Below are 17,741 nucleotides of genomic sequence, written 5' to 3' on the forward strand. Positions count from 1 at the left end.
TTCGATATTCAACCAAGGGGAATTTATCGGAATGATACAAGAAGTACGAATTGGTAAGGATAACATACACATAGGTAGATTTGTAATAGATCCCCGAAAAACAGGATTGGGCTTTGGGACTGAGGCCCTAAAAAGATTTGTAGATTTCATTCTTGAGGATGATAATATTAAAAGTATTTCCCTAACGGTCTTTGATTTCAACCAAAAAGCAAAGAGAATTTATGAGAAACTTGGGTTTGAAATCAATGAAGTAATTGAGACTCCAAGGCTGAAATACATTATGAAGAGATACAGGTAATTCCGAGTTTATCTAACTCAATACAACAGAGCAGTTTTAAAAAACTGCAAATCAATTTATCCGATAAAGAATGGCACTTGAAAGAGAGGCATCTCTGTCCAAGTGCCACATATCAGAGAGCCTTTACCTTATCCCATAGTCTTGAAGGATTCTGATACCAATACCTAAGTCGCTTCTGTTACCGGAAATCATGCTCCCACACCAATCCATTTGATTGAAGGCTCTTATTGGTAGGAGTTCTTTCTACTTATTTATTTCATTGTATAATTCTTTTGTTCTAGATTCATCAACTAGTAATTCAGAAAGATTTTAGTGTCGCTAGTGATTTCTGGTTTGTTTAGAAGAATATTGCCAAGTGTTCTAAGTCTACTAAGTTGCCCGAATGACATATTCTTGATTTCAAGATTGAGTTTGTCTTTATTGTTTTTACAAACTCTTCTGCTGACTTGTTGTCAAATTTTTCAAACATCCTTGAAATTCTTGGTGCTGCCGCATCAGAATAAACGAAGTTCTGCTGAAACTATAACTTGCACCTTTATATCCTACATATGTCAGAGTTAAAGCTGCTACTAATCTTTCAACATATTCGTCTGGGATAACAGAACCAAACGATTCAAGTTCTCTTACAGACAAGGCTTCTTGTGCCCAGTTATCTAAGTTCTTTTCTAGATTTTGTATATGGGGGGCATAGATTAACTTTCTGGTTGCCGTAGACAAGTATCTTAAGCCGTCAATTAAGCTAAATAAATCAACCCCCTTCTTATTCTTCATTGCATCACCTTCAAGGTACATTTTATCAAAACGTTGTCCTATTTGTTGTCGTATTTCTTTGGCGTTACTTTCCACAAAATAGGAAAACTTAATTCAATGTTAAACGAAAACGCGTTGAGATTGTATCCCAATGTAGTATGTAAACAATTTGTTACACATTTCTTTCTTATAAACTTCTGGTAAATCAATGAAAGCTTGTTCAACAGCTAATTCATGCTTGTCATAAGTATCCGTATCCATTTTAACGATATAATCGTTTACGTTGATTATTGGAATCGGAAACTCTTGTGATAACACATATTGTTGCAATCTGCAATCATGTTTAGACCTTAAAAAGGTTTGGATCGAACTGTCTGGATGTCCGTCAAATATATTACGGGTTTCTCTTGCTTGATGTATGACTTTTTTTGCTTCCCAACTAAGAACACCTATTTATACGCACCTTCTATTAAATCATAATCAGTAATGTTATTTTGGAAGTCTTCGTAAGTCTTTGCAGATTTATTCATTTCCTTATTAAACAAGTCCAAACTTCTATGTATTATTTTTTCTTCTTAGATCATCACTTACTGCATTCCAATAGCATCCAATAGCACTTCTTAATCCACCAGCCTTCAAAACTAGTCTTGCTTCTTCAATATATTTATTCCCTATAAGTTCTTCTCTTACATTAGTTAGTTCTCTTTGTAAGTATTCAACTTTTTCAGCAGGAAGAATTATTTCTGTCGTTGTTTTTTTTACTATATTTACCATGTTCTTCTTTTTTTGTATAATAATCACTCTTTTCTTTATAGCCTTAGCTAATATCAAATTTCCTAATTCCCTTAGAAGTACGAAGTACATTCTCAAAATTCTCTTATAAGACAATTTTTGCCTTTTGCTAAGTATTGATTATCAGCGAGTTGCAAAATTGTATTTTTAAACCTTGAAAACGGTGTTCCCGACACATATGGAAAATATCCTTTTCGTATGCCGGAAACACGTTTTTCGTTAAGGCATTACGATGCTGCCATCATGCTATTTTGCGTTTACGATATCTTCCTGCGGGGCGAAGTCGAGACTTCGGATGTCGAAAGAATCACGCATGGCCGTACTCTTGGTAAACTGCACGTTCACCTGCTTTATGAGTTTCGCGCCCTTTGCCTTGGCTTCGACGGCCGTTGCTGCGCCCTCCGCCTTGATAGTGAGACGGAACGAACCGATGTCGCCCAGTCGCACGGTGTTGCCATTCTCCAAGGCCTCGATAACTTCGTATTGTAAGGCGTCCAACACAGCCTTCACGTCAGCACTCGACACGGTGGAGCGTTTCTCTATCCGCTTTACGATTTGCGCCAACGTTACCGGCGTGGTCGGTGCAGCCTGCGGATAAAACTCCACTTCTTCTTTCTTCAGCGGATTCTTCTTCGCTTGAATTACCTACTTTATCATATCGCTTAGAATTAAAGGGTTAGTAATGCCACAAAGATACTAAATTTTACGATGAAGCCAGCAGAATATCTGAACATTCTGCTAAGAGAATGCCGATTATTCCCTAATTTCACTTATAATCCTTGTCCTGCACACGTTAATTTCTATCTGTGCTTACTTGCGCTTTCAAAAAAAGTGTATTATTATTTTCTGGTGTTAATCGTGCCCCTATACCGTTGTTGCCAACATTCGGGCTTGATAGGCTTCGTGCTTTAACAATTCAAGACAAATTTAAAACACAGATCCTTTGATACGATCAAGACCATGTCAATCTTAGGAGTACGATCGGCTCAGTCTTTCCAGAACCACCAGTTCAGCTTTTCCTTTTCCCTATGCTCTGGCGGTGTCTGCGCGAAGTAAACGGCACATCTGAAAGCATACAGTACGCAACGGTCCTGCACCACTCCAGCATAGTCGTTGGACAAAGCAAAGAGTATTTCGGGGGCTTTGCCTTTCAAGTCTGCAACGGAGGTTATCCCGATATTCCACAAATCGGTTGCAAGCGATTTCCCTATTCCGGGAATCACCGTCAGTTCCTTAATTGTCTGCTCTTTGGTCATTGCACTTGACAAACTACAAGACAAGATTTCCGTCTCTGTCAATCTGCCAAAAAGGGTTGTAGGCTACCTCGAACACATAGCCGTCCAAATCCTTGAAATAGCCGCTGTATCCTCCCCAATACACTTTCTGTGCAGGTTTCACAATGGTTGCTCCGAGCCGTTGTGCTTCCTGCATCACGGCATTGACTTCCTCTTCCGATATGGCGTTATAACTGATTGTCATGCCCGAAAAGGCAGTCTGTTGATGGTATAACGTCGTATCTTTTTCCAATTCTTGCAGTGGGTATATCCCCAAGACTATCCCACCCAAAGGGAACAAGGCGTAAGTTTCCTGGCTCTGTTCCGACTTCTTCCAGCCCAATCCCTCATAGAAAGCCAATGCCTTTTGAAAGTCCTTTACTCCCAATGTAATCAAAGTGAATTTCTGTCTCATAAGTTGTATATTATTGAATTTGCCACAAAGTTACTCATTCTTAACGAGAAAGACGAATAAGTCAGCAGGAAACGTCCCTTGCGAAGGCTTTATCTTCGATAGTTCTTTTGCAATAGTTGGTTTATGTCGGAGAGTCGGTAGAGTATCTTCCCTGCAAACTGCGTGTAGGGAATGATTCTCCTGTCGCGGTAGTCCTGTAAAGTGCGGGGACTGATATACAGACGCTCGCACACTTCCTTGCCCGTGAGGAAAAGTTCGCCAGCAAAGAGTGGCTTGTGCGTCTGCGCCACTTCCACAATCCGTTTGCCTACACCTCTCAAGGCCGAGACGACCAGCTGCATCTCGTCCGTCTCCATGTTCAAGTCTCTTGCTGTTTCCATCATATCATTTTGTTTTTAGGTTTGTTCGACTTCATAAGAAGCAGTGCTTCCACATCCTCGCACTTGTAATAGCACTTGTGTCCGATTTGCGTAAACGGCAGCACGCCCGTATCACGATAATGCTGCAAGGTGCGTTTGCTGATATTCAGCAGCTGGCACACATCACCGTTGTGCAGCCAGTCCGTTTGCTTGCTTTTCTCTCCGAATGCCTTGTGGCAGCATTCCGCAAGGCTCAAGATTTCATCTCGAAGCTTTGCCCAATTGGTTTCCGTAATGACGTAATAGTTCATAATCATATTTTGTTATTGTTTGTTGTTTCAGTTCTTTCCTGTTTCTGCTGGCAAAGGTAATGGCGTACGTACGCCTCTCAAAGCCGTGGGGAACAGCAGGGAAGTATCGGGAACAATCGGGAAAAGAGCAATCCGTTTCATCGGTTCACATTTGCGTTTTCCTGCCCCGTCTTTTTTCTTTCATTGCAAAGACAATCCAAGCGAGTGCAGAGGAAAGTTCACTTATCCTTTGTCGAGCGCAGTTTGTCTTATGCAAAATTAATATTGGATATTTCTTATTCCATCACATTTCATTCAAGTGGCAGCTTGTGGCGCTATAACAAGGACAAAAGAGACAGATTGATGTTCTTGCCACTGCACAACTGAGGCTAATAAGGTAATCAAAGCAAAAGAGTACATCTGAGAGCAAACAACGACATCCGTATTTCAGCTAACCGATCTTTCCTATCATCTGTTTTTTGCTTAATGAGACGATAAATGCTCTTCTTGCCTGCCTATTCCCCTAAGAATTTTGCAGCAGACGAGCGCAACATTATGCAAGAAGGCTCTGAATGCTTGGAAGTTACACATTCTCACCCTAACTTCACTCTTGGAAACCAATTCAAGGGAATAATGAAAAAGAACACAGATGCAGGCAATACAGACAGCAGGAGAAATCCTCATCGAAGGGGTAGTTCATCCAAGAACGTAGAGATAGAAAACTACCTCTCCACACACTACGATTTTAGATACAATACAGTATTGGGTAGAACCGAATACCGAAGTAGGAACAGCGGCATATTTACAAAAGTCGGTCGTTATGAAATCAATACGCTTCGCAGGGAACTTGATTGCGATAAAAACATAGCGACTTCTGCCGAGAACCTTTATTCCATCATTGAAAGCAGCTTTTCTCCCCGTATCAATCCTGTGCAGGAGTATTTAAAAGGGTTACCATTGATAGATATAGGTGATGGTTGTAGCAATGGTGGTAGTTACAGTGGTAGTAGTGTTCTTACTTTCTTTTCACCAAAAGCAATTCCCGATTTGGCAAGCTGTGTTGTTGTCCGTAATTCTAACAAATGGTTGCCGTATCTTACCAAATGGCTTGTGGCGGTGGTCGGCAACGCAATCGACGACCGCGAGTGCCGTAACCATACCTGCCTCGTGTTGACAGGCGAGCAGGGAAAGTTCAAGACCACGTTCCTTGACCTGCTCTGTCCGCCGGCACTATATGGTTATAGTTACACAGGAAAGATATATCCGCAGGAGAAAGATACACTTACCTATATCGGGCAGAACCTTATCGTAAATATAGATGACCAGCTCAAAGCCCTCAATAAGCGGGACGAGAATGAGCTGAAAAACCTTATCACCTGTCCGATGGTCAAGTACCGTATGCCGTATGACAAATATGTTGAGGAGCATCCCCACTTGGCAAGCTTTGTGGCATCAGTGAACGGCAACGACTTTCTTACCGACCCGACAGGCAGCAGACGGTTTCTTCCTTTTGAAGTTCTTTCCATAGACATAGAGAAAGCCAAGCGTATTTCAATGGATAATGTCTATGCTGAAGCCAAAGCCCTGTTAAAGTCAGGTTTCCGCTATTGGTTTGACGATGATGAGATAGCCGAGCTATATAGGGAGAGTGAAGACTTTCAAGTACAGACTGCAGAAATGGAACTTTTGTTACGTTGTTTTGAAAAGCCAACGGAGGCTAATCCTCATAGCTCTTATATGACCACCACCGAGATAATCACCTACTTGGGACTTTATACGCACCATCCCTTATCCTTGAAGCACATGGGTGAGGCTCTAAGAAAGGCAGGCTTTGAAAAAGTAAGTAAGCGACGGGAGGGCGGTAGCCCTATCTATGTGTATAAGGTAAGGAAAATACTCCCATGTCCTTTGCTCAATAGTTGTAGTAGCCAAATGTAGTAGGCACATGTAGTAGGTTTGTAGTATGGCCTGATACTACAAAATAATATTGATTATCAATCACTTAATCACAAAATAGTATGTAGTAAGAAGAAAGATGAAAAAGTTTGGAGAGGAAAACTTTGGAAACGGTAAAACCATAAAACAGACAAGCATAAATAATTATCATTCAATCCATTAAAACATCAAAAACAATGAAAGAAGAAGATTTATCAGCTATCAAGCGATATTCCATCGTGGAATATCTCGAAAGTAAAGGCATCAAGCCTGTCCGCAAGACACCGACCTATGCCATGTACCACTCACCGCTCAGGGAGGAAACACATCCGAGTTTCAAGGTGGACACGGAAAAGAACCTTTGGATAGACTATGCCGAAGGCAGGGGTGGAAGCATCATCGACCTTTGCATGCGTTTGGAGGGCTGCACGCTCTCGGAAGCCATCTGCCGTTTGGGACAGAACGCTCCCGATAATACAACGCACAGCTACAGTTTTACAAATAGAGGAATATCCATCAGTCCAAATCAAAGAGAAAATGTAACGGCAAGCGGTACAAGGAGACAGATATGCCTATCAGACACCTTGTCGCCGCACTTACAGGAGTATTTCAAAAAGGAACGCTGTATTAATTTGGAAAAGGCAACACCCTTTCTCAAATGTATCAGTTACGAGGTAAGAGGAAGAAGATATGAAGCCATCGGCTTTGCCAACTCTTCGGGTGGCTATGAACTTCGGGACAACAATACGTTCAAGGGAACGGCCCCGAAGGGCATCACTCCGATATTTGAGGACATGGAACAGCCCGTTTGTCTGTTCGAGGGTTTTATGGACTTTCTCTCTTTTCTTTCAATGAAAGAGAAAGTAACCAACCAATGCCTTGTGATGAACTCTGTAAGCAATGTGGCCAGAAGTATTCGCTACCTAAACGAGAGAAGTATAACCTCCATTCGTGCTTTTCTTGATAATGACGATGCTGGGCGAAAGGCAGTGCAGGAATTTGTAAACACAGGTTTTAAGGTAGAAGATATGGCAGTGTATTATAGAGACTTCAAAGACCTCAACGATTTTCACGCCAGCCGTGTCCGTGAGCAACAGAAAAAGTTGGAGAAAACTCCAAATACAAGCAACAAAATAAAACAAGTCAAACTTAAAATAAGATAGAGTGATGAAAAAGGAAAGAAGAAATATGGAAGAAATAGATCGTTTCATAGGAAAAACTTTTGGTATGAGCCAAGCTGAAAATTCAAGTGAACAAACTGTCGCTGAATTCCGGGCAGAGGGAATGAAAAATATTCAAGAGCAAAAACAACAAGAAACAAAACATACCATAGAGCATGCCACGCCATCCGAGCCTGTACTGCATACAGAGCATGCAACTATTCAACGACGCATCAGTGCCAAGATGAGAAAGGAGACATTCGAAGCATACAAGCAAGCGTTCCTTGTTCCGACAAAGCTAAGTGAGAGAAAAGCGGTCTATCTGAGCAGGGAGACACAGGAACGTGCGGACTTCATTGTACGCAGATTAGGCGATAGGGGCAGCAACCTTTCAAGTTTCGTAGAAAACATTATCCGCCAACATCTAGAGGAATATGATGAGGACATAGAGAAATGGAGAAGACTGTAAGCCGTAAGAAAAAGGTCGAGGGTTTTCAGAAAAAGGAACGTCCCTTTCACTCAAAATCCTCGACCGTTTTAGGGTAGTACCAACAATAGATTTTTACTGAACACATTGAATGGTGGGAATGCCACGAACACAGTTAATCTTCTGAATGCATAGCATTCATTTTTGGACGACAAAACGCTTTATGCGTAAACGTTTCGTTAGCTGACATTGCAAGACGTCAGTTTGTACCCACAAACTGCGCTTGCTCCCCTCGTTTAATTGTCGGGGAGATTAGACCGTAATCACTCCGTTCTCATCGGTCAGTGTTCAGAAATTAAGCAAGATTGAAAACAAAGAAAAGAGGACTTTTATATGAACAGATATGATAGCAGAACTGCCAAATGGCAGCAACGAGGTAAAGAAGAAGCGAGGATGAACAAGACGGAGTTCATCAAGGTAAGATGCACCTTAGAGGAAAAGCAGCGCATCAAGTCAAAGGCGGAAAGCACAAGACGGAAGTTCTCAGACTACTGCCGTGAAATACTCCTTAATGGAGAAGTGGTTGCCATTCCTAAGATGACGGACAATGAGAGAGAAGCCATTGCCATTCTCCAGCATACGGGCAGGTTCTATGGGCAGATTTCCAACCTTATTAAAGTCAAGGATGAGAGATGGGTACATATCACACAGAACCTTTCGCTATGTGCCAAAGAAGCATTTAAGCGATTTTACGACCCGCATTTTCGTGTGGACGACGAAATATATAAGGTCTTAAATATGTCGAGAGATGATAGGAAAATGTAAGGCGATAGCGCATGGCAGCACGGCTTTGGATTATATTTTCAGAGAGGGAAAGCTCGGTAATCGGCTTGCCTTCCACAATCTTTGCAGCAGAGAACCGAAAGCAATCTATGAGGAAATGAAAGTGGTCAGCGATTATAACAGTCGTTGCAGAAACAAGTTCCTCCGCATTGAAATCGGTATAGCACCTCAGGATGAGAAGAAACTACCCGTATCTGAACTCATGCGGATAGCCCATCTGTTTGCCAAACAAATGGGACTTAACAACCACCAATGGGTAGCAGTAACGCACAAGGACACCGATAACAGGCATATCCATATCATTGCCAACCGCATCAGCCTGTATGGGGAGGTCTATGACACCACTTTTGTAAGCAACAGGGCAGCAAGAGTGGCGGAGGAAATAAGTCGCTCGAAAGGCTTGACCATTGCAAAGGAAGTAAAGGCTGAAAGGATGCATCAGAAAGCAAAATCCAATCCTACGAGAGAGCAAACGAAGCAGCAGGTACAAAAGATTTGCTACACCTTGCTTGAAAAGTATAAAGGAACAGGCATCACAGGGCATTCAATGTTTCTTTACGACCTAAATAAGAACGACATCGCCATAGAGCGCATGAAGAACAAGCAGGGCAAAGTATATGGTTTGAAGTTCTCCTTCAATGGACAAAGCTTCAAGGCTTCCGAAATCGGCAGGGAGTTCGGCTACCGTTCTTTGCAAAAGAACTTTGAAGCAGGCAATAAAGCCGAAACAAAGGAGATAATGACAAAAGCTCAAATAATGGCGCACAAGCAGGAAAAGAGCAAACCCCAACCGGATACAGCCTATCAACTTGTTCCTCCCAGCCGTTCGTACACACCGCCTACAAAAGCAAACGAAACTTCACCTATTGCACAAGCCGTAGGAAATGTAGCAAGCACTGTCTTGAATGCTGCTGAAGAAATAATTTCGGGAGCAGGTGGACTTATCAATCCACAGACACATGGCGATGATTATGCTGAGACGGTATGGCAACGAAAACTCAGAAACCAAGCCAAGAAAAAGAAGAAACGAGGAAGAGGAATATAACCATTCTCCTCATTTTTCAATCTTTCCAAACAACAGATGACGCAAAAGAGTGAAAATCTTATCAAAAACGCTTGTTATTCAAAGCAAATGATTATCTTTGCAAATAGAATAACAAGCGTTCTTTGTTGATGTAGAAATATGCGATAGAAAGTACTTCGCTCGTTTCCAAATCGTTACCTGTTTAGTTTTTACAGCGAGGTAACTTCTTCTTTCTCAATTAGATACGTTTTAGAAATCATCTTAGCTTGTAATCCCATTACAAACGGCTTGTAATCTTGTCGGGGAAAGCTTGCGGATTTACTCCCGTCATTTTTTTAGATGGCATATAATAGTGAAAATCAGCCGATTTGCATGTGCTAATAGGAAAAATAAATGTCGCTATAGGTTTTATCTGTTGCATCTTTCCGAAAAAGAAACTATCTTTGTACCAAGAAAAGAAGAATAAGACTATCAACAAAAATTAAAAAGAAAGGAAAGGAAAAATGAGAACATTAGATTTTTTAGGTTTAGACGAGAGTAAGGTGAAGGGCGTTGTCGGAGGTTTATCGCAGTTGTTGGCTGATTTTCAGGTGTATTACACCAATCTGCGCGGCTTCCATTGGAATGTGCGGGGCAAGAGTTTCTTCGTCATGCACGCCAAGTATGAGGAGCTTTACAACGACGCGGCCGAGAAGATAGATGAGCTGGCAGAGCGCATCCTGCAGCTGGGAGCCGTGCCAGAGAGTAAGTTCAGCGAGTATCTGAAGCAGTCCGACATCCGGGAGCAGGCTCCCGTGGAGCGTGGGCGTGAGGCTCGCGAGGCCCTGCTGGGATGGCTCAAGGTGCTTATTGCCAAGGAGCGCGAGGTATTGAGTCTGGCCTCTGAGTCTGGCGATGAGGTTACGGTTTCGCTCATGAGCGACTACCTCAAGGGCCAGGAGAAGATGCTCTGGATGCTTGTGGCTTACGGCACCCGCCACGACCATGATGGTTGCAAGTGCGAGGAAAAGTAAGCAGCGTGGCTTCTCTGCTTAGATCCCAAGAAAAGATCGGCCTGCGGAATCTTCCGCGGGCCGATTTCTTTTAGTTTGCCGTAACCACCTGTCCCGCTCCCTTGTAGATTCTGGCCGGACCGTCGAGCAACAGGGCAATGACCGTTATCTGTGGGTCGAGCACCTCGTCGGGCACATCTATGTAGAGGTTTCCCGGTGTGGAACTCCAGTAGGCATGGTTGTAGAGTTGGTAGTTGAGTGTTTGTCCGCTACCCACCACCCATGCCCGGTGCACCTTGTTGAGCAGTCCTTTCACCTCTATCTTGCCATTAGGCTTATAGGGGAGATACAGGTAGAGCACATCGCCGGCCTTGTTGAGCGTGGTATATCCTTGGAAACATTCTGCCCCGATGCCTGCCCGAGTGTCGTAGACGGCCTCCCGGTGCTTCCTGATCCATCGTCCGAACTCCTTAAGAACATCGACTTCCTGCTGAGGAATGGTGCCGTCTTCGCGGGGTCCGAAGTCGAGTAAGAGGTTGCCGCCCATGGAAAGACAATCGACGAAGGTGCGTAGGAGCATGTAAGGCGACTTGAATTCGAGGTCGGTGGGCTGGTAGCCCCACGAGTCGTTGATGGTCATGCAGAGTTCCCAATATTTGTCTTTGGGGCGAGAAACGGGAATTCCCACCTCAGGGGTGGCATAGTCGCCGTAGCCTTGTATGCGTGAGTTTACCACCACATTGGGGTTCTTGGCGCGCAGCATCTTGATAATATCGGCAGAGTGCCATGCCTCGGCCGTCTGTTCCCAGTCGCCGTCGAACCAGTAAAGGTCGGGGTTAAACTGGTTGCTCAGCTCTGATAATTGGGCAAAATTGAACTTCACGAACTTGTTCCATCTTGCCGGGTCGTCCTTATACCGCTGTTCAGTCTTGGTCTTGTTGGGATAGTTCTCGTTCGACCAGTCGACCAGTGAATAGTAGAGTCCTAATTTCAGGCCAGCCTTGCGCACCTCTTTTGCGAAAGGTGTGATGAGGTCGCGCCTTGCGGGCGTGCTCTTCTTGGTGCTCAGCGAGCCGGCTTTCGTGTCCCAGAGGGCAACCCCATCGTGGTGTTTGGTCGTTATCACCGTATACTGGGCGCCACTTTCCTTGATAAGATCCACCCATGCCTTGGGGTCGTAGCGGCTTGCCGTGAAGCCCTCGCACTGTTTCATGTATTCGCCGTAGGGCAGATAGTTGTTGTAGAACGACCAGCTTTCCGAAACTCCCTTGACGGCATAGATGCCCCAATGGATGAAGATACCCAGCTTGGCTTTGCCAAACCAGTCCATACGCGACTCGTAGGTGGCAGAGTCGGGAGTGAAGGGCTGTGCCTGCATTTGCAGGCAGCCCGCTAATGCTAAAAAGGTGAAGATAATGTGTTTCATATTTGTTTTTTGAGTTTAACGAAGAGTTGTAGCAGTGAAGGGATGAAGATACAGAGTGAGAAAAACACTCCTCCTGCCATCAGGCGGTCGTCGCCGTGAAAAAGGTCGATGAGCTTGCCATCGGCCATCTGGGGCATTAACTTTATCATGAGGAAGGAAACAGTGTTGTTCATCCAGTGGAACACGATGCCGGGCAGGATGCTGTTGGTGCGATAATACATCCAACCCAGCAGCAGTCCCATAAAGAAGGCATGGAAGCCTTGCAGGAAATTGAGGTGTACGAGGGCGAAGATGAGGGCGCTGAAGATGATCGGCCACCAGTGCATTTTGTTGCTGAAACTCTTCATCAGGGATCGCAGGATGGCTCCGCGGAATACCATTTCCTCGCAGATGGGTGCCAGGATTCCCACGATAAGGTAGCCGAAAGGACTTTTCATCAGCGTGATGAGGTTGTGAAAGTCTGATTCGTCGACATGAAATATGGGAAAGTAGAATTCCAGTTTCTCCACGACCCATTCCGAGGGCAGTATGGTTCCGATGGTGAGGAAGACAACCCAGAAGAGCACGCCCCAAGGTCGTGTGCGGATATATTCCCGTGAGAACGGGGCCCATTTACGCCACAGGAAAATACCGATGGTGATTACGGCGCTCAGTGCTGTCGAGAGAATGAGTACTGAAGTGTTCCATTGCTCCTTGACGGCGGCGGTCTCCCCCCAGGTGTGTGCCAGCGGTATGCCTGTAGCAGTGTTGACGGCGAACTTGATAATATACATCGTCGCCATCTGTATGAATATGAAAGCGATGAGATAGAAAATGGCGTCTACCCACGCCTTGGTGGTATTACTCATTGTCGGAAAGTTTTTCGAATCGTTGTTCAATCTGTTGTTTGTCCTTCTCAAGTTGTGCCTTAAGCGCGCTGGGGGTGTCGAACTTCCGCTCCTCTCGTATGCGCTGCACGAAGCTTACCTGTAGAATCTGACCGTAGATGTTCCCTCGAAAGTCAAGGATATGGGTTTCCAGGGTGGTCTCGGTGCCACCGAAAGTGGGGCGGGTACCTATGTTCATCATGCCCCTGTGCCAGACTGTACTTTGTTTCAGCTGTGCCCGCACGGCGTAGACACCGGGTGCGGGAACAAGCTGGGCATGGTTGGCGAGGTTGAGATTGGCCGTGGGGAAGCCTAACTTGCGGCCCTCCTGATGGCCGCCTGTTACTTTTCCCATAAGGGTGTAAGGATAGCCCAGGAAGCGGTTGGCTTTCCCGATGTCTCCTCGGTTTATCATACGGCGGATGGCCGACGAGCTCACCTTTTCCCCGTCGATGGTAAAGGCTTCGTTGTGGATGACTTCGATGCCGAGTTCCTGCCCGTAGCGCGCATAGTCGTCAAAGCCCTCACTGCGGTTATGGCCGAATCGATTGTCGTAGCCTATGACGAGTTTGCGCACATGGAACTTGTCCTGCAGGATTTGTTTCATGAACTCCCGTGCGCTGAGTTGCGACATCTCCTTGTTGAAGTGGAGGATTTCAAGGTGATCGATTCCCGTTTCCAAGAGTAGTGTCCGCTTGGATTCAAGCGTGCAGAGCAGGTCGGGTTGGAAATTGCTTTGCAGCACTCGGCGGGGATGCTCGTCAAAGGTGATAACCATGGAAGCCATTCCCGACCTCTCGGCCTCTGCCTTGACATGGTCTATCAGGAACCTGTGCCCGCGGTGAACGCCGTCGAAGAAGCCTATCGTGGCTACGCATGGTTGCGGCAGGGTGTTCATCGGGTATCCTCCTTCCTTGTTTTCTTGCTGGTAAAAAGCCGGTATAGTTCGCCAATCCACATGACTGCGGAAGTGGCTGCGATAATGATGATCCACTCTCCAAGGGAGAGCGGCACGGTGCGGAACATCTTGCCTCCAAAGGTTACGATGAGCCATTGTCCGGCAATGATGAGTAGCATGACGAACAGCATGCCGCGGTCGCCCTGCAGATTGTGGAAGACCGAATGACGGCTTCCTAAGGTCTTGGCGTTAAGGAGGTTCCAGAACTGCAGCATCACAAAGGTGGTGAAGAAGAGCGTGAGTTCGTGGATGTCGACACTGTCGCTACCGTTGCGCTCGCACCACATCAGGAAAAGCAGCAGGACGGCAAAGAAGCCAAGTCCCACAAAGACGATGGCTCGTGCCATGGACTTCGTGATGATGAAGTCGCTCTGTTTGCGGGGTTTCTCTTTCATCACCTCCCGCGAAGGTGGCAAGGAGGCCAATGCCATGGCGGCGAAGGTGTCCATGATGAGGTTTACCCATAACATCTGCGTAACTGTAAGAGGCAACTCGGTGCCGATGATGGAACCGACCAAGACGAGAAGCAGGGCCGTGAGGTTCACCACCAGCTGGAAGAAAAGAAACCGCTGGATATTCTTATAGAGCGAGCGCCCCCACATCACGGCATTGGCAATCGACGCAAAGGAGTCGTCGAGCAGGGTCATATCGGAGGCTTCTTTGGCTATGCTGGTACCTGAACCTAACGAGAGTCCCACATGGGCGTAATGGAGTGCCGGGGCATCGTTGGTTCCGTCGCCTGTTACCGCCACGACTTCGCCCCGCTTCTGGAGCATTTCTACCAGCCGTTGCTTGTCGGTGGGGCGTGCCCGCGACATCACCTTTATATAGAGGGAGCGGTCAAGGGCTTCCTCATCGGAGAGGTTTGCCCATTCCGGACCCATGATATAGGCCTTGTCGGAGTCGGTTTCAGGATTTACAATGCCTACCTGACGCCCTATTTCGGCAGCCGTGGCAGCGGTATCGCCCGTTACGATCTTGATCTCGATTCCTGCGTTCTGGCAGTTTTTCACAGCCTTCGGCACTTCCTCGCGGACAGGGTCGTTGATGGCAGCTATGGCTTGCAGCTTTCCGTCTATGCTGAGGGCCAGCGTCCTCATTGCAGTTTTTTGGAAGGCTTCTAACTGTCGGATTACCTGCTTTTTGTCGTCCTCGGCCATGTTGGAAGCAGCTAAAACCATCTCGGGAGCACCCTTGACGAAGGTAACTTCTTTGCCGTCGAGCATGACGGTGGTGCTCATATACTTCCTTTCTGTTGAGAATGGTTCTTGGCGGAGGATGGGATGTTCGTGTCGGAGCCTCTCGTAGTCGAAGCCTTGCTGTCGTAACCACAGTAACAGCGCGGCCTCCGTGGGATTGCCGATTCCGTTGTCGCCGTCAAGTTCAGCCGTTGAGTTTACGGCAATGGCCTGTGCCAGGAGATGGTTGTCGCCGTATTCTATGACTTCTGCCACTCTCATCTTGTTCTGTGTGAGCGTTCCCGTCTTGTCGGTGCAGATTACGGTTACAGCTCCCATGGTTTCGCAGGCATGGAGTTTGCGTACCAGATTGTTGGACTTGAGCATGCGGCGCATGTTGAGCGCGAGGGCAAGAGTTACGGCCATGGGTAGCCCTTCGGGTACTGCCATGACGATGACCGTTACGGCCATCATGAAGTATCCGAGCACTTCTTCTGCCATGAGCATATAGTCATCGCCGTGCCATAGGGCTGCGTTGGTGAGAATGTCGTGTATGAGGAAGATGAAAAAGGCTGCTACTGCCACGCCCGAGCCAATTTTGGAGATGAGCGATGCGAGCTTATCGAGTTGGATGCTCAGAGGGGTCTTGGTGTGAGTGGTCTCTGTGGATTTGGTGGCCACTTTACCAATCTCTGTCCTGTCGCCCACGGAGCTAACCCTGATCACACCCCTCCCGTTCATGACCAAAGTGGAACGAAGAACCATATTAGGCGGATAAGTGGCCTCTCTGGTTGTTGATTCCGGTGTTGCGAACTTGTCGGCAATAGGTTCTCCCGTAAGTGAAGACTCGTCGATCTGTAGATTCACGGACTCCAGAAGAAGCCCGTCGGCCGGCACTTCGTCACCCGTCTCTATCAGAACGATGTCGCCCACCACCACCTCTTTTTGTGGAATTTCCGTCACTTTGCCTTCTCGTCTCACCTTCACAGACTGTTCTTCGCTCATGGCAGCGAGAATGTCGAACTTTCTGGAGGCATCGCGCTCAAAGTAGAAGGCGATGGTAGTGGCAAGGAAAATGGCTATGAAAATACCGATAACCTCGATGAAATCGTTCTTGATGAAAGCCAGGACGAGCGAGATGGCTGCCGCCACGAGCAATATCTGGATGATGGGGTCGCGATACTTATCGAGATAGAGTTTCCATAACGATGCATGACGGGGCGGCGTGAGCAGATTCTTGCCGTATATCCTGCGGCTCTCATCTGCCTCTTGCCAGCTAAGTCCGGTCTGCGGGTCGGCCTTGAAAAACTGTTCCTCTTCCATGCAGGATGTTCTGATTGTTTTTTGCAAAGTTACTCAAAATCGCATGAAAAGTCCGGCATTCAATATTATTTAACTTAAAAGCCTTTTGGGGTTTACGGGTTTTGGCGTATATTTGCAAAAAACCGAAAAGTGATGATGAAGAAGTTTTTGGCACTGATAGTATTTCTTATGGTTGCCCATACGGTTGCAGCCAAGACACCGGTTTATATATGGCAAGAGTGGAAACCGGCAAAAACGCTGAAGGAAAACTTTCGCGAATGGAAACGCCATGGCGTGGTGGGCGTGTGCGTGAATGCAGGTATGGACAAGGAAAAAATTGCCGAGGCAGCCAAGGTTGCCAAAAAGCAGGGCCTGGAATACCATGCCTGGATTCCGACAATGCTGCAGGGCGGCCTGGATCCTTCTTGGTATACGGTTAACCGTCTGGGACAGTCGGCTTATGACCACCCTGCCTATGTGCCATATTATAAGACGCTCGATCCTCGTAATCCGAAAGTCCGGCAATATCTTATAGACAAGTTTTCGGAGATAGCCCGGATTCCCGAGGTAGACTATATACAGCTCGACTATATACGCTATGCTGATGTGATTCTCTCCAGAGGCTTGTGGGATAAGTATGGGCTCATCATGAATGGAGAATATGCCGAGGCGGATTATTGCTATTGCGACGACTGTGTGGAGGCTTTCAAGAAAAAGGCGGGAATTGATATTCGTAAGGTTACAGATCCCTCTAAGATCAAAGAGTGGGCGCAGTTTCGCTGTGATGCTGTTACAGACTTGGTAAATGCCATCATTGAAGCCGTCCACAAGGAGGGGAAAAAGGTAAGCGCGGATGTATTTCCGGGTCCTTACAGCCATGCCGTATGGATGGTTCGCCAGGAATGGAATAAGTGGAATCTCGACGCGGTATTTCCCATGAACTATAATGATTTCTACATGGAGCCAGCCTCATGGGTTGGAAAGGTGACGGAAGAAGAAGTGAAGGCTGTGGCAGATTGCCAGACCCCGATATATAGCGGGTTGTTCATCTGCCATGACTGGCAGAATAAAGCCAGCGTCGTAGACCCGGAAAACTCGGGCTTGCTGCCGTCGGAGATAGGCGAGGCAGTGAATGGCGCCATGAAAGCAGGGGCCAAAGGGGTTTGTCTGTTCACTCCCTTTAGCATGACAGCGGAGCATTGGAAAGCCTTTGACGAGGCTATTAGGTAGGTCAGTTTTTACTTTTTTGAAGAAAAAATTTGGGAATTCGCCTTAAAGGTTGTATCTTTGCACTCTGAAAGTGAGCGCCATTGTGTGCACACGAGGACTTGTAGCTCAGTTGGTTAGAGCAACAGACTCATAATCTGGAGGTCCCTGGTTCAAGCCCAGGCTGGTCCACGCTGAAAATCAAGCACTTACGAATTTATCGCAAGTGCTTTTTCTTTTAAAGAT

Annotated in this window: 19 protein-coding genes and 1 tRNA gene; 9 read left to right on the plus strand and 11 right to left on the minus strand. The window is 46.3% G+C overall.

Features of this window, described 5'->3' with window-relative positions; translation table 11 throughout:
- Positions 1–298: GNAT family N-acetyltransferase (locus C7120_RS12305; protein ID WP_146154269.1), on the plus strand; the 298-nt coding region annotated here is incomplete at its 5' end.
- A 426-nt stretch (positions 299–724) separates the two neighbouring features.
- Here the strand turns inward: C7120_RS12305 and C7120_RS12310 are convergent.
- The 7 genes from C7120_RS12310 to C7120_RS12345 form a co-directional block, all read right to left on the minus strand.
- On the minus strand, positions 725–1,144 hold the full coding sequence (locus C7120_RS12310; RefSeq protein ID WP_146154270.1) for a hypothetical protein: 420 nt from the start codon (positions 1,142–1,144) through the stop codon (positions 725–727).
- Positions 1,145–1,603: 459 nt separating this feature from the next.
- On the minus strand, positions 1,604–1,918 hold the full coding sequence (locus C7120_RS14065; RefSeq protein ID WP_233247109.1) for a hypothetical protein: 315 nt from the start codon (positions 1,916–1,918) through the stop codon (positions 1,604–1,606).
- Between the two features lie 168 nt (positions 1,919–2,086).
- The gene (locus tag C7120_RS12320; protein WP_304590100.1) at positions 2,087–2,482 is read right to left on the minus strand and encodes an HU family DNA-binding protein; all 396 of its coding nucleotides are present in this window, start codon (positions 2,480–2,482) and stop codon (positions 2,087–2,089) included.
- Positions 2,483–2,826: 344 nt separating this feature from the next.
- Positions 2,827–3,096 carry a helix-hairpin-helix domain-containing protein gene (locus tag C7120_RS12330; protein WP_107620284.1) on the minus strand — a complete coding sequence of 90 codons (270 nt, stop codon included), beginning with the start codon at positions 3,094–3,096 and terminating at the stop codon, positions 2,827–2,829.
- 13 nt (positions 3,097–3,109) lie between these two features.
- Positions 3,110–3,529 carry a VOC family protein gene (locus C7120_RS12335; RefSeq protein ID WP_013613459.1) on the minus strand — a complete coding sequence of 140 codons (420 nt, stop codon included), beginning with the start codon at positions 3,527–3,529 and terminating at the stop codon, positions 3,110–3,112.
- A gap of 89 nt (positions 3,530–3,618) precedes the next feature.
- Positions 3,619–3,912, minus strand: a complete 294-nt coding sequence (locus C7120_RS12340) for a helix-turn-helix domain-containing protein (RefSeq protein WP_107620283.1) — start codon at positions 3,910–3,912, stop codon at positions 3,619–3,621.
- Positions 3,909–4,199: a helix-turn-helix domain-containing protein gene (locus tag C7120_RS12345; RefSeq protein ID WP_107621356.1), complete on the minus strand. Its 291-nt coding sequence runs from the start codon at positions 4,197–4,199 to the stop codon at positions 3,909–3,911. The genes C7120_RS12340 and C7120_RS12345 overlap by 4 nt, the downstream gene beginning before the upstream one ends.
- Positions 4,200–4,676: 477 nt before the next feature.
- On the opposite strand from C7120_RS12345, the gene C7120_RS12350 reads away from it, so the two are divergent.
- The 6 genes from C7120_RS12350 (at position 4,677) to C7120_RS12380 (ending at position 10,580) form a co-directional block, all read left to right on the plus strand.
- Positions 4,677–6,116 (plus strand): VapE domain-containing protein, encoded by a 1,440-nt coding sequence (locus C7120_RS12350; RefSeq protein ID WP_107620282.1) that lies wholly within the window; start codon positions 4,677–4,679, stop codon positions 6,114–6,116.
- Positions 6,117–6,310: 194 nt separating this feature from the next.
- Positions 6,311–7,276, plus strand: a complete 966-nt coding sequence (locus tag C7120_RS12355) for a toprim domain-containing protein (RefSeq protein WP_107620281.1) — start codon at positions 6,311–6,313, stop codon at positions 7,274–7,276.
- Positions 7,277–7,280: 4 nt separating this feature from the next.
- Positions 7,281–7,742: a DUF3408 domain-containing protein gene (locus C7120_RS12360; RefSeq protein WP_107620280.1), complete on the plus strand. Its 462-nt coding sequence runs from the start codon at positions 7,281–7,283 to the stop codon at positions 7,740–7,742.
- A gap of 351 nt (positions 7,743–8,093) precedes the next feature.
- Positions 8,094–8,525, plus strand: a complete 432-nt coding sequence (locus tag C7120_RS12365; protein ID WP_004384745.1) for a hypothetical protein — start codon at positions 8,094–8,096, stop codon at positions 8,523–8,525.
- Positions 8,509–9,588 carry a relaxase/mobilization nuclease domain-containing protein gene (locus C7120_RS12370; RefSeq protein WP_107620279.1) on the plus strand — a complete coding sequence of 360 codons (1,080 nt, stop codon included), beginning with the start codon at positions 8,509–8,511 and terminating at the stop codon, positions 9,586–9,588. Before C7120_RS12365 ends, C7120_RS12370 begins: the two co-directional genes overlap by 17 nt.
- Before the next feature lie 482 nt (positions 9,589–10,070).
- Positions 10,071–10,580 carry a Dps family protein gene (locus C7120_RS12380; protein WP_107621964.1) on the plus strand — a complete coding sequence of 170 codons (510 nt, stop codon included), beginning with the start codon at positions 10,071–10,073 and terminating at the stop codon, positions 10,578–10,580.
- 70 nt (positions 10,581–10,650) lie between these two features.
- Here C7120_RS12380 and C7120_RS12385 read toward each other — a convergent pair whose 3' ends face one another.
- Genes C7120_RS12385 through C7120_RS12400 form a run of 4 tightly spaced genes read right to left on the minus strand, consistent with a single transcriptional unit; the run spans position 10,651 to position 16,310 of the window.
- Positions 10,651–11,937: an alpha-L-fucosidase gene (locus C7120_RS12385; RefSeq protein WP_233247128.1), complete on the minus strand. Its 1,287-nt coding sequence runs from the start codon at positions 11,935–11,937 to the stop codon at positions 10,651–10,653.
- Positions 11,938–11,981: 44 nt separating this feature from the next.
- The gene (locus C7120_RS12390) at positions 11,982–12,833 is read right to left on the minus strand and encodes a CPBP family intramembrane glutamic endopeptidase (protein WP_107621966.1); all 852 of its coding nucleotides are present in this window, start codon (positions 12,831–12,833) and stop codon (positions 11,982–11,984) included.
- Positions 12,826–13,749 (minus strand): bifunctional riboflavin kinase/FAD synthetase, encoded by a 924-nt coding sequence (locus C7120_RS12395; RefSeq protein ID WP_107621967.1) that lies wholly within the window; start codon positions 13,747–13,749, stop codon positions 12,826–12,828. Before C7120_RS12395 ends, C7120_RS12390 begins: the two co-directional genes overlap by 8 nt.
- Positions 13,746–16,310 (minus strand): calcium-translocating P-type ATPase, PMCA-type, encoded by a 2,565-nt coding sequence (locus C7120_RS12400; RefSeq protein WP_107621968.1) that lies wholly within the window; start codon positions 16,308–16,310, stop codon positions 13,746–13,748. Before C7120_RS12400 ends, C7120_RS12395 begins: the two co-directional genes overlap by 4 nt.
- A 132-nt stretch (positions 16,311–16,442) precedes the next feature.
- Between C7120_RS12400 and C7120_RS12405 the strand changes: the two genes are divergently transcribed.
- Both C7120_RS12405 and C7120_RS12410 read left to right on the plus strand, forming a co-directional pair.
- A complete protein-coding gene (locus C7120_RS12405) occupies positions 16,443–17,519 on the plus strand; it encodes a putative glycoside hydrolase (protein ID WP_107621969.1) in 1,077 nt (358 codons plus the stop codon).
- 94 nt (positions 17,520–17,613) lie between these two features.
- Positions 17,614–17,687: transfer RNA gene (locus C7120_RS12410), tRNA-Ile, on the plus strand.
- Positions 17,688–17,741: the final 54 nt, after the last annotated feature.

This window comes from Prevotella sp. oral taxon 376, from assembly GCF_003043945.1.
Classification (GTDB): Bacteria; Bacteroidota; Bacteroidia; order Bacteroidales; family Bacteroidaceae; genus Prevotella.

Coding starts and splice junctions, on each gene's coding strand:
- C7120_RS12400 (WP_107621968.1), bottom strand. CDS start 16,310: ATGGAAGAGGAACAGTTTTTCAAGGCCGACCCGCAGACCGGACTTAGC.
- C7120_RS12345 (WP_107621356.1), bottom strand. CDS start 4,199: ATGAACTATTACGTCATTACGGAAACCAATTGGGCAAAGCTTCGAGAT.
- C7120_RS12365 (WP_004384745.1), top strand. CDS start 8,094: ATGAACAGATATGATAGCAGAACTGCCAAATGGCAGCAACGAGGTAAA.
- C7120_RS12340 (WP_107620283.1), bottom strand. CDS start 3,912: ATGATGGAAACAGCAAGAGACTTGAACATGGAGACGGACGAGATGCAG.
- C7120_RS12380 (WP_107621964.1), top strand. CDS start 10,071: ATGAGAACATTAGATTTTTTAGGTTTAGACGAGAGTAAGGTGAAGGGC.
- C7120_RS12350 (WP_107620282.1), top strand. CDS start 4,677: ATGCTCTTCTTGCCTGCCTATTCCCCTAAGAATTTTGCAGCAGACGAG.
- C7120_RS12390 (WP_107621966.1), bottom strand. CDS start 12,833: ATGAGTAATACCACCAAGGCGTGGGTAGACGCCATTTTCTATCTCATC.
- C7120_RS12335 (WP_013613459.1), bottom strand. CDS start 3,529: ATGAGACAGAAATTCACTTTGATTACATTGGGAGTAAAGGACTTTCAA.
- C7120_RS12330 (WP_107620284.1), bottom strand. CDS start 3,096: ATGACCAAAGAGCAGACAATTAAGGAACTGACGGTGATTCCCGGAATA.
- C7120_RS12395 (WP_107621967.1), bottom strand. CDS start 13,749: ATGAACACCCTGCCGCAACCATGCGTAGCCACGATAGGCTTCTTCGAC.
- C7120_RS12385 (WP_233247128.1), bottom strand. CDS start 11,937: ATGCAGGCACAGCCCTTCACTCCCGACTCTGCCACCTACGAGTCGCGT.
- C7120_RS12360 (WP_107620280.1), top strand. CDS start 7,281: ATGAAAAAGGAAAGAAGAAATATGGAAGAAATAGATCGTTTCATAGGA.
- C7120_RS12405 (WP_107621969.1), top strand. CDS start 16,443: ATGATGAAGAAGTTTTTGGCACTGATAGTATTTCTTATGGTTGCCCAT.
- C7120_RS12355 (WP_107620281.1), top strand. CDS start 6,311: ATGAAAGAAGAAGATTTATCAGCTATCAAGCGATATTCCATCGTGGAA.
- C7120_RS12370 (WP_107620279.1), top strand. CDS start 8,509: ATGATAGGAAAATGTAAGGCGATAGCGCATGGCAGCACGGCTTTGGAT.